We start from the raw sequence: 10648 nt of genomic DNA on the forward strand, positions 1-10648 counted from the left end.
CTGGGACTCGGTCATCTTCGACCTGCCCGGCCGCGACTCCCTCCAGCGCGTTCCAACCCTGGAACCGCTACGCGGAACGCGAAATCACGTCAAGGAGCTGCTGGACCGCTGTCGTACCGCGGAAGACCTGGTCAGGGTCCTTTCCGGCAACTGAGCACGACCAGCGGGTACTCGTTCCGACCCGGGCGGCCGGGGTGGAAACCCCACCGTCCGGGAATCATCCAGGTGGCCCCGGCATGTTGTGGAAACTGCGGGGCCGATGTCGGACCCGGACTATAGGGTCTGATCATCACCGATCGGCAGGCGAACTGAGCGGGGTGAGGGTTATGGCGACCAAGGACACCGGCGGCGGCCAGCAGAAGGCCACCCGGTCCACCGAAGAGGTCGAGGAGCAGGCGCAGGACGCGCAGGCCTCGGAGGACCTCAAGGAGCGTCACGAGAAGCTGAGCGACGACGTGGACTCGGTTCTGGACGAGATCGACGATGTCTTGGAGGAGAACGCCGAGGACTTCGTTCGGTCATTCGTGCAGAAAGGTGGCCAGTAGCCTTCAGATCAAAGGCTATGAGGGCGGGGGGCCTTGGCAAACGAAGGTGACGGGAAGCGCTGCGTGCGGTGCGGCGAAGAGAAGCCGCGCGCAGCCTTCGCGCAACGGCGATCGAACCTCGACGGACTGCAGAGGCATTGTCGTGATTGCGCAGCGGACTACCACCGCGTGCGCCAGGAGAGCCTCGGCAGGAAAGTCCGCCCAAGGGTGCCGGTGCCGGACGGGCACAAGCTTTGCTTGAAGTGCGGGGAGGTGAAGGCCTGGAGTGAGTGGCATCGCAATGCCACGGCTTCGGACGGGTTGTCGACACGCTGCAAGGCATGCCGCGCAGCCGAGGGACGTGCCGGTCACCTGAAGCGCACCTACGGCATCACCGAAGCCGAACGCGACGCGATGGTCGTTGCCCAGCGCGGGCTCTGTGCGATCTGTCTGGACGCCCCGCCCGCCCATGTGGATCACTGCCACAGGACGGGTAGGGTCCGTGGCGTACTGTGCTTCAACTGCAATTCGGCCATCGGCAAGTTGCGGGACGATCCCGACGTTGGCCGTCGCGCTGTTGCTTACCTGGAAGGAAACCTGTGGAAGCCAATACTCGTGGCACCGGGCGTCTACCAGCTGCCTTCCTGACGCCAGGATCCTCTTCGTTCATGGACTTCCTCGCCGAGCACCAGCCGGAGCTGCTGCCCGGCAACCGGCAGCTGCCGCCCACGCAGGGCGTGCTCGAGGCGCCGCACGGCACGACCATCGTGGCCGTGACGTTCCCGGGCGGTGTGGTGCTCGCCGGTGACCGGCGGGCCACGATGGGCAACATGATCGCCCAGCGTGACATCGAGAAGGTGTTCCCGGCGGACGAGTACTCGGCCGTGGGTATCGCGGGCACCGCCGGCCTGGCCGTGGAGATGGTCAAGCTCTTCCAGCTGGAGCTGGAGCACTTCGAGAAGGTCGAGGGCGCGCAGCTGTCCCTGGAGGGCAAGGCGAACCGGCTGTCGACCATGATCCGTTCCAATCTGGGCATGGCGATGCAGGGTCTGGCCGTGGTGCCGCTGTTCGCGGGGTACGACGTGGACCGCGAGAAGGGGCGCATCTTCTCGTACGACGTGACGGGCGGCCGTTCCGAGGAGCACAATTTCGCGGCGACGGGTTCGGGCTCGATCTTCGCGCGTGGTGCGATGAAGAAGCTGTTCCGTGACGACCTGACCGAGGAGCAGGCCACCACGCTGGTGGTGCAGGCCCTCTACGACGCGGCTGACGACGACTCGGCGACCGGTGGTCCCGATGTCGCCCGCCGGATCTACCCGATCATCACGGTGATCACCGAGGACGGTTTCCGCCGGCTCACCGAGCAGGAGGCCTCCGAGTTGTCCCGCGCGGTGCTCCAGAGGCGTCTGGAGGAGCCGGACGGTCCCAAGGCCGCCCTGCTCTGAGCGCGGGCCCGGGTTTTTACAGGTGATCCAGTGACTATGACAGGAAGGGACGGATAGCCGGTGTCGACGCCGTTCTATGTCTCACCCCAGCAGGCCATGGCCGACCGGGCGGAGTATGCCCGCAAGGGCATCGCCCGTGGCCGCAGCCTGGTCGTGCTGCAGTACGCCGACGGCATCGTGTTCGTCGGTGAGAACCCGTCCCGCGCGCTGCACAAGTTCAGCGAGATCTACGACCGGATCGGCTTCGCCGCGGCCGGCAAGTACAACGAGTACGAGAACCTGCGGATCGGCGGCGTGCGCTACGCCGATCTGCGGGGTTACACCTACGACCGTGACGACGTCACCGCCCGCGGCCTCGCCAACGTCTACGCCCAGACGCTGGGCACGATCTTCTCCTCGGCGGCCGAGAAGCCGTACGAGGTGGAGCTGGTGGTGGCCGAGGTGGGGGAGACGCCGGAGGGCGACCAGATCTACCGGCTGCCGCACGACGGTTCCATCGTGGACGAGCACGGCTCGGTCGCGGTGGGCGGCAACGCGGAGCAGATCAGCGGTTTCCTCGATCAGCGTCACCGCGACGGCATGAGTCTGGCGGAGGCCCTGAAGCTGGCGGTGCAGGCCTTGTCCCGGGACACCAACGGCAGTGAGCGGGAGATTCCCGCGGAGCGCCTGGAGGTCGCGGTGCTGGACCGTACGCGTCCGCAGAAGCGCAAGTTCAAGCGGATCGTCGGCCGTCAGCTGGCGCGTCTGCTGGCGGCGGACGGTGCGAGCACGGAGGCGGAGAGTGCGGACGGTCCGGAGGACTCCGACGAGGAGTGAGGGGTCCGTCGTGCGTGGAGCCGGGTGCCCCGGCCGGGTTTCCGGCCGGGGCACCCGGCGTTTCAGGCGGAGGTGGGTGGGGGTGCGGTGGAGCCGCGGACGACGAGGTGGACGGGGATGTCGCCGCCGTCCGGCTGCCGGCCCTCCAGGACGGCAAGGAGGGCTTGCATGCCTCGTTCGCCGAACAGCTCGGCGTCCAGTCGGACGGTGGTGAGTTCGGGGTCGATGGCGGTGGCCAGGGCGAGGTCGTCGAGGCCGGTGACGGAGACGTCGTCGGGGACGCGCAGGCCGAGGCGGCGCAGTGCTTTGTAGGCGCCGGCGGCGAGCTTGTCGTCGTCGCAGACCACGGCGGTGGGCCGGGTGCCGGGGGTGGTGAGGGCGGTTTCGGTGGCGGCGAGCGCGCCGTCGATGGAGATGGGGGCGCGGGCGGTGCGGAGCTCGGTGCCGGGGACGGGGGCGAGGCGGGCGGCCAGTTCCCTGGCGCGTACGTCGAAGGTCCAGGAGGGTACGTCGGCGGCGAGGTGCAGTATCCGGCGGTGGCCGAGGGCCAGCAGGTGTTCGGCGACCTGGCGGACGCCGTCGGCGATGTCCAGGTTGACGGTGGCGGCGCCCAGGCTGCCGGTGGGGTCGCTGTCGAGCATGACGAGGGGGAGCTGGTCGCCGCGGATGGCGGTGAGGGCGTCGGCGGCCATGGAGGAGGCGAGGACGCCGTCGAGGGCGGTCTGTGCGGAGGCGAAGGGGTCGCGGGCGGGGCCGATGCCTTCGGGGGAGGGGTAGAGGACGACGCCGAAGCCGTGTTCGGCGGCCACGCGGGCGGCGCCGGTGTAGACGCCGGCGAAGAATTCGGTGGTCAGGGCGGGTACGACGAGCAGGACGGTGCGGGTGCGGCCGAGGCGGAGGTTGCGGGCGGCGAGGTTGGGGCGGTAGCCCAGTTCGCGGGCGGCTTCGCGGACCCGTTCGGCGGTGGTCTGCGAGACCCGGCCGCGCCATTTGTCGCCGAGGACGAGGGAGACGGCCGCTTGGGAGACCCCGGCCGCCTGGGCGACGTCCCGGCTGGTCGGGCGGGTGCTGCTGCGGGTCACCACTGACTCCCGGTCGTCTGGACGTGTGAACAGGGCTCATGGTACGTATGAACGGGGACGTTATACGTAACACTTCGGGCCGTCGCGGCGTCCCGGCGAGCCACGGAAGGGCTGGACATGGCCACGGGGTACCTGGAGATCCTCAGGGCACGGCACGCGTTGCGGCTGCTCACCGGCACCCTGGTGGGCCGGCTGCCCAACGCCACGGCCGCCATCGCGCTGGTGCTGTTCGTGCGCGCCGAGGGCGGCACCTACAGCCTGGCCGGTGCCCTCGCGGCCGTGTACGGCGTGGCCAACGCCGTCGGCCAGCCGGTGCTGGGCCGCCTGGTGGACCTGTACGGCCAGCCGCGGGTCCAGTTGCCCGCGGCCGTCCTCGCGGCCCTCGCCATGGTGCTGTTCGCGTTCGCCGGCACCGAGCCGTTGCCGCTGGCCTACGCGGCGGTCGCGGCGGCCGGTCTGTTCACCCCGCCGCTGGAGGGCGGCCTGCGCGCGCTGTGGCCGTCGGTACTGGGGGGCGAGGAGCAGGTGCACACCGCGTACGCCATGGACGCGATCGCCCAGGAGGTCATGTTCACCGTCGGCCCGCTGCTGGTGACCCTGTGCGTGTCGGTGTGGGACGAGCGGGCGGCGCTGCTGGTGCTCAGTCTGCTGGGTGTGCTCGGTGCGCTCTCCGTGGTCGTCTCGCCGCCCTCGCGGGCGTGGCGCTCGGCCCCGCGCGAGGCGCACTGGCTGGGTGCCCTCCGGTCGCCGGGCCTGCTCGTGCTGCTGGCCGCGTTCCTGTGCGTGGGTATCGCGCTGGGCTCCATCACGGTCGCCTCGGTGTCGTACGCCGACGGTCACGGCGGTGACGCGGTCTACGGCTGGCTGATGGCCGGGCTGGGCCTCGGGGCGCTGGCCGGCGGCACCGTCTACGGCGCCCGCCGGTGGGCGGGCGTGCCCGAACGGCGACTGAGGGTGCTGGTGGCCCTGCTGGCGGTCTGTTACCTGCCGCTGACGCTGACGCCGGGTCCGGTGGCCATGGTGCTGCTGAGCGTGGTCTCCGGTGTGTTCCTGGCGCCCTGCATCGCCTGCGCGTTCATCATCGTGGACCGGCATGCGCCGGGCGGGACGGTCACGGAGGCGTTCTCCTGGCTGGTGACGACGTTCACCGTGGGTGCGTCGGTGGGAACGGGCCTGGCCGGGCCGGTGGTGCAGGCCGGCGGCACGGTGTGGGGGTTCGCGCTGCCGGGGGCCGCCGGGGCGGTGTCGTTGCTGGTCCTGCTGGCCACCGGACGGGTCCTCGCAGCTCCCGCGCGACGAGCGGTCGTTGCGGCTTCATCGGAAAATGATCCAAATCGTGCTGCCGAACCCCGTTTCAGCTCGGGGGATCGGGCGTAATGTTCCTTCATGGACCGCCGCATTTTCGGGCTGGAGAACGAGTACGGCGTCACGTGCACGTTCAGGGGACAGCGCCGCCTGTCTCCTGACGAGGTGGCGCGGTACCTCTTCCGCCGTGTCGTGTCATGGGGCCGCAGCAGCAACGTCTTCCTGCGCAACGGCGCCCGGCTCTATCTCGACGTGGGCTCACATCCGGAATACGCGACCCCCGAATGTGACAACGTGACCGAACTGGTCACCCACGACAAGGCCGGCGAGCGCATTCTCGAGGGACTCCTGGTGGACGCGGAACGACGCCTGCACGAGGAGGGAATCGCAGGCGACGTCTACCTCTTCAAGAACAACACCGACTCGGCGGGAAACTCCTACGGCTGCCACGAGAACTACCTGGTGGCGCGGCATGGGGAGTTCTCCCGGCTCGCGGACATCCTCATCCCGTTCCTGGTCACCCGGCAGCTGCTGTGCGGCGCCGGCAAGGTGCTGCAGACGCCGCGCGGCGCCGTCTACTGCGTCAGCCAGCGCGCGGAGCACATCTGGGAGGGCGTCTCCTCGGCGACGACCCGCTCCCGGCCCATCATCAACACCCGCGACGAACCGCACGCGGACGCCGAGCGCTACCGCAGGCTGCACGTCATCGTCGGTGACTCCAACATGTCGGAGACGACGATGCTGCTCAAGGTCGGCGCCACCGACCTGGTGCTGCGCATGATCGAGGCGGGCACCGTGATGCGCGACCTCACCCTGGAGAACCCGATCCGGGCGATCCGCGAGGTCAGTCACGACATCACCGGCCGGCGCAAGGTGCGCCTGGCCAGCGGCCGGGAGGCCTCCGCGCTGGAGGTGCAGCGCGAGTACTTCGACAAGGCCGTGGACTTCTGCGACCGCCGGGGCATCCGTACCGGCACCGTCGCGCAGGTCCTGGAGCTGTGGGGCCGCACCCTCGAGGCGATCGAGAACGAGGAACTGGACCGCATCGAGACCGAGATCGACTGGGTCATGAAGTACAAGCTCATCGAGCGGTACCGGGCCAAGCACAACATGACGATGTCGCATCCGCGGGTCGCCCAGATAGACCTCGCGTACCACGACATCCACCGTCGTCGTGGCCTGTACTACCTGCTGGAGAGGAAGGGCCAGGCCGCCCGGATCTGCAACGATCTGAAGATCTTCGAGGGCAAGTCGGTTCCGCCGCAGACCACTCGGGCGCGGCTGCGCGGCGACTTCATCCGGCGGGCGCAGGAGCAGCGCAGGGACTTCACGGTCGACTGGGTGCACCTGAAGCTCAACGACCAGGCACAGCGGACCGTGTTGTGCAAGGACCCGTTCCGTTCGGTGGACGACCGGGTGGAGAAGCTGATCGCCGGGATGTAGGCCCGGCCGGTTCCGCGGGCAGGGTGTTCGGGCACACGAGTGCCGGAACGCCACACGGGCGCCGTACGTTTCTCGTACGGCGCCCTTCTCGAGTCGTAGAGTTGCGCGCACGCCATCCGCAAGACCGACCGATTACGAGGCTTTTCCGTGCGCCGACGCTCACTCCTCCTGGCCGCCGTACCCGCAGGACTGGTCACACTCGCCGGTTGTGGTGACGACTCGTCCGATTCCGGCGGGGCCGGCGCCTCGCCGTCGCCCTCGGCGTCCTCCGCGCCCCCGCCCAAGATCGTGGACGGTCCGCTGCCGGCGGTCACGGCGGGCACGAGGTTCGGCGAGAAGCCGACCGTCGCCAAGGGGACGGGCGAGCCGTCGAAGAACCTCGCGGTGAAGACGCTGATCGCGGGCAGTGGCCGCACGATCGCGGAGAACGACTTCATCCGGGCCGACTACCTGGGTCAGATCTGGAGCACCGCCAAGGTCTTCGACAACTCCTACGACCGCAAGCGCCCGCTGGTCATGCAGCTGGCCCAGGGCAGCATCATCGACGGCTGGCGGTATGCGCTGGCGGGCAAGAAGACCGGCAGCCGCGTCCAGATCGCCGTGCCGCCCGCCTTGGGTTACGGCAAGCAGGGCAACGCGCAGGCGGGCATCAAGGGCACCGACACCCTGGTCTTCGTCATCGACCTGATCGAGTCGTACAACTCCAAGAGCTCCGCCCAGGGCAAGCAGGTGCCGCAGACCGACGCCGCGCTGCCGAAGGTGGGCACCGACACGGACGGCCAGGTGCCCAAGGTCACCGTCCCGCGGACCGACCCGCCGAAGAAGCTGGTCTCCGCCTACGTCCTGGAGGGCGACGGGCCGGAGCTGAAGGCCGACCAGACGGTCCTGTGCCAGTTCCAGGGGCTGGTCTGGGACGGCGGCAAGACCTTCCAGCGGACGTACGGTTCCGGCCGGCTGAGCCAGTTCGGGCTGGAGCAGATGCGGCAGGCGGTCAAGGGCCTGGCCGAGGGCCTGACCGGCAAGAAGGTCGGCAGCCGGGTCCTGATCGTGGTCCCGTCGGAGCTGGGGTACGGGGACAACCCGCCGAGCGGCGGTGTCATCAAGAAGGGCTCCACCCTCGTGTTCACCGTGGACATCCTCGCGGTGATGTGACCGCGGAGGTGACCGGCGGCGTGACCGGTGTGGCTCCCGGGGCGGGCGGGAAGGCAGCGGAGATGAAAGACTGTCCGCGTTTCGTGTCGTACACAAGCAGGAGCTTTTGACGTGAGCATCGACAAGCCCGAGATCGACTTCCCGGGCGGCGAGCCTCCGGCGGACCTTGAGATCAAGGACATCTGGGAGGGCGACGGCCCCGTCGCGCAGGCGGGCCAGACCGTCACCGTCCACTACGTGGGCGTGGCCTTCAGCACCGGCGAGGAGTTCGACGCCAGCTGGAACCGTGGTACTCCGTTCCGCTTCCCGCTGGGTGCGGGCCGGGTCATCCAGGGCTGGGACAAGGGCGTCCAGGGCATGAAGGTCGGCGGCCGTCGCCAGCTGACCATCCCCGCCCACCTCGCCTACGGCAACCAGAGCCCGACCCCGGCGATCAAGCCCGGCGAGACCCTCATCTTCGTGGTGGACCTGCTCGGGGTCTGATCCACGGGGTCTGATCCACGCGGGATCCACTCCCGATCGGCGGCCGGTTCGGACCGGATCCGATCACCTGGGGCCCATGCCTGTTCGGGCATGGGCCCTCGGCTTTTGTCACCGCCCCGCGGAGCGGTACGGTCATCGGTCAGAAGCACCATAAGGAAGGCGAAGGGCGTCGATGGCCATTGCCAAGGCCGAGCGGCTGATGAACCTCGCGCTGTGTCTGCTCGGCACCCGCCGGCCGCTCAGCAAGCGCGAGCTGCGGGAGTCGATCGAGGCCTATCTGGAAGCGGGCAACGACGACTCCTTCAATCGCATGTTCGAACGGGACAAGGACGACCTGCGCGAACTGGGTCTGGTCATCGAGACCGTCGAGAACATGGACGGCGAGGTGGGCTACCTCGCCCGCCGCGACAGCAACCGCCTCCCGCCGATCACCCTGGACGCCGAGGAGGCCGCCGCCCTGGGCCTGGCCGCCAAGGTCTGGCAGCAGGCCCGGCTGGCCGGAGCCGCCAGCGGCGCCCTGCAGAAGCTGCGCGCCGCCGGACTGCCCGAGGACGTCGACCCCTACGAGGCGCACGGCGCCCTGGAGCCGCGCATCCCGGTGCACGAGGCCGCCTTCGAGCCGCTGATGCTGGCCTGTCGCGACCGCCGCCCCGTCGTCTTCGAGTACCGCAAGGCCTCCGCCGCCCGCCCCGAGCCCCGGCACGTCGAGCCGTGGGCGCTGGAGTGCTGGCGCGGCCACTGGTACCTGGCCGGCTTCGACCGCGGCCGGGGCGCCGAGCGCGTCTTCCGGCTGTCCCGGATCACCGGCAAGGTCCGCTCCCGGGGGACGGGCTTCACCGCGCCCGTGCCCGACGTCGTCACCGTGCGCGAGACCGTTGCGGGCTGGGCCGGGGAGATCGCCGACCGTTCGGCGCTGATCCGGCTGCGTTCCGGCGCCGGTTACCCCCTTCGGGCGAAGGCCGTGAAGGTCCGGGAACTCGGGGACGGCTGGGACGAGTTGGAGATTCCGTACGGGCACGGCCTGGACGCCTGGCTGGTGGAGTTCGGGCCGGACGTGGTGGTCCTGGAGCCTGCCGAGCTGCGGGCCGACGTGGTGGACCGGCTGCGTGCCGTGGCCAAGGGCTGAGGGGGAGACTGTGGCGGCCAGACCGGCCAGGACCGTGAACGCCATCGACCAGACGCGACGGATGCTCTCGCTGGTGACGTATCTCAGGGAGCGCCCCGGCGCCCGGATCGCCGACGTGGCGCGCGCCTTCGGCATCACCGAGGACGAGCTGGTCGCCGACCTCGACCTGCTGCCCATGTGCGGGACCAGCTTCCGCGGCGGCGACCTGCTGGACATCGACACCGACGGCGAGCGCATCTGGTGGCACAACCCGGCCGCGCTCGGCGAGGAGGCGGCCGAACCGCTGCGGCTCGCCGCCGACGAGGCCACCGCCCTGCTGGTCGCCGCCCGCGCGGTGTCGACCCTGCCCGGCCTGCGGGAGAGCGACCGGCAGGCCCTGCTGCGGGCCACCGCCAAGGTGGAGGCCGCGGCCGGCGAGGCCGCCGGTGCCAGCTCCCGGCTGTCGGTGACCTTCGAGTCCGAGGGCGGTGTCTTCGCCGACGTCGACCGGGCGATCTCCGAGCGCCGCCGGCTGTGGATCCGCTACTACTCCCCGGCCCGCGACGAGGTCACCGAGCGGGAGATCGACCCCATCCGGCTGGTCAGCGTCGGCCACACCTACGTGGAGGCCTGGTGCCGCCGCTCGGAGGCCCGGCGTACCTTCCGGCTCGACCGGGTCGCCGAGATCAGGATCCTCGACGAGCCCTCGGCGCCGCCCGTGATGGAACTGCGCGACCTGTCCGAGGCGCTGGTCCAGCCGGCCGCCGAGGACCCGGAGGTCGTGGTCGAGGTGGGGCCCGGCGGCCGCTGGGTCGCCGAGTACTACCCGCACGACAGCGCCGATGAGCTTGCCGACGGCGGGCTGCGTATCACTCTGCGCACCCCCGATCCGGCCTCCCTGCGCCGGCTCGCGCTGCGGCTCGGCGCCGACGGCCGGATCGTCTCGCCGCCGGAGCTGGCCGAGAGCGCCCGCGCGGCGGCGGCGGAGGCACTGGCGGCGTACGACACGGCGGTGTAGACGGCGCACCCCCGGCAGTGAGGCGGCCGGACCGGGCGCGGGGAACGGCGCGACCGGCCACCGCCGCGCCGCGGACGCGGGACGGCACCACGCGGCGTTCCCGGCGACCGCGCCCGGCGGTCCGGGGAAGGCGACCGGGTCCGGCGGGCCGGGGAAGGCGACCGGGTCCGGCGGGCCGGGGAAGGCGACCGGGTTCGGCGGGCCGGAGAAAGCGACCGGGCTCGGCGGACCGGAGAAAGCGACCGGGCTCGGCGGACCGGAGAAAGCGACCGGGC

The 10648-nt window shown here is 70.5% G+C and carries 11 protein-coding genes; 10 read left to right on the forward strand and 1 reads right to left on the reverse strand.

What is annotated here, in order from left to right; translation table 11 throughout:
- Positions 1 to 326 precede the first annotated feature (326 nt).
- From IE312_RS36605 to prcA, 4 genes are read left to right on the forward strand one after another with little or no spacing between them, the layout of a single operon-like run.
- Positions 327 to 545, forward strand: coding sequence for a ubiquitin-like protein Pup (locus tag IE312_RS36605; RefSeq protein WP_030608326.1), 219 nt, complete (start codon positions 327 to 329; stop codon positions 543 to 545).
- Positions 546 to 578: 33 nt separating this feature from the next.
- On the forward strand, positions 579 to 1172 hold the full coding sequence (locus IE312_RS36610; protein ID WP_189986634.1) for an endonuclease VII domain-containing protein: 594 nt from the start codon (positions 579 to 581) through the stop codon (positions 1170 to 1172).
- Positions 1124 to 1969 (forward strand): proteasome subunit beta, encoded by an 846-nt coding sequence (gene prcB / locus IE312_RS36615; RefSeq protein ID WP_189986635.1) that lies wholly within the window; start codon positions 1124 to 1126, stop codon positions 1967 to 1969. The genes IE312_RS36610 and prcB overlap by 49 nt, the downstream gene beginning before the upstream one ends.
- Before the next feature lie 60 nt (positions 1970 to 2029).
- Entirely contained in the window at positions 2030 to 2785 is a 756-nt protein-coding gene (gene prcA / locus IE312_RS36620) for a proteasome subunit alpha (protein WP_189986636.1), read from the forward strand.
- A 62-nt stretch (positions 2786 to 2847) separates the two neighbouring features.
- Here prcA and IE312_RS36625 read toward each other — a convergent pair whose 3' ends face one another.
- A complete protein-coding gene (locus tag IE312_RS36625) occupies positions 2848 to 3867 on the reverse strand; it encodes a LacI family DNA-binding transcriptional regulator (RefSeq protein ID WP_189986637.1) in 1020 nt (339 codons plus the stop codon).
- A 117-nt stretch (positions 3868 to 3984) separates the two neighbouring features.
- Between IE312_RS36625 and IE312_RS36630 the strand changes: the two genes are divergently transcribed.
- The 6 genes from IE312_RS36630 to IE312_RS36655 all read left to right on the forward strand — a co-directional run bounded on the left by IE312_RS36630 (position 3985) and on the right by IE312_RS36655 (position 10373).
- Positions 3985 to 5244 carry an MFS transporter gene (locus IE312_RS36630; RefSeq protein ID WP_189986638.1) on the forward strand — a complete coding sequence of 420 codons (1260 nt, stop codon included), beginning with the start codon at positions 3985 to 3987 and terminating at the stop codon, positions 5242 to 5244.
- 9 nt (positions 5245 to 5253) lie between these two features.
- Positions 5254 to 6615, forward strand: coding sequence for a Pup--protein ligase (pafA, locus tag IE312_RS36635; protein WP_189986639.1), 1362 nt, complete (start codon positions 5254 to 5256; stop codon positions 6613 to 6615).
- 147 nt (positions 6616 to 6762) lie between these two features.
- Positions 6763 to 7767 (forward strand): FKBP-type peptidyl-prolyl cis-trans isomerase, encoded by a 1005-nt coding sequence (locus IE312_RS36640; protein WP_189986640.1) that lies wholly within the window; start codon positions 6763 to 6765, stop codon positions 7765 to 7767.
- A 111-nt stretch (positions 7768 to 7878) separates the two neighbouring features.
- Entirely contained in the window at positions 7879 to 8250 is a 372-nt protein-coding gene (locus tag IE312_RS36645; RefSeq protein WP_189986641.1) for an FKBP-type peptidyl-prolyl cis-trans isomerase, read from the forward strand.
- Between the two features lie 172 nt (positions 8251 to 8422).
- Positions 8423 to 9376 (forward strand): helix-turn-helix transcriptional regulator, encoded by a 954-nt coding sequence (locus IE312_RS36650; protein ID WP_189986642.1) that lies wholly within the window; start codon positions 8423 to 8425, stop codon positions 9374 to 9376.
- 10 nt (positions 9377 to 9386) lie between these two features.
- Entirely contained in the window at positions 9387 to 10373 is a 987-nt protein-coding gene (locus IE312_RS36655) for a helix-turn-helix transcriptional regulator (RefSeq protein WP_189986643.1), read from the forward strand.
- Positions 10374 to 10648 lie beyond the last annotated feature (275 nt).

Origin of the sequence: Streptomyces capoamus, assembly GCF_014654935.1 — a bacterium.
Classification (GTDB): domain Bacteria; phylum Actinomycetota; class Actinomycetes; order Streptomycetales; family Streptomycetaceae; genus Streptomyces; species Streptomyces capoamus.

What these genes read in the sequence shown, in the direction of transcription:
- IE312_RS36605 (WP_030608326.1), top strand. Translation starts at nt 327, where the DNA reads ATGGCGACCAAGGACACCGGCGGCGGCCAGCAGAAGGCCACCCGGTCC.
- IE312_RS36630 (WP_189986638.1), top strand. Translation starts at nt 3,985, where the DNA reads ATGGCCACGGGGTACCTGGAGATCCTCAGGGCACGGCACGCGTTGCGG.
- pafA (WP_189986639.1), top strand. Translation starts at nt 5,254, where the DNA reads ATGGACCGCCGCATTTTCGGGCTGGAGAACGAGTACGGCGTCACGTGC.
- IE312_RS36650 (WP_189986642.1), top strand. Translation starts at nt 8,423, where the DNA reads ATGGCCATTGCCAAGGCCGAGCGGCTGATGAACCTCGCGCTGTGTCTG.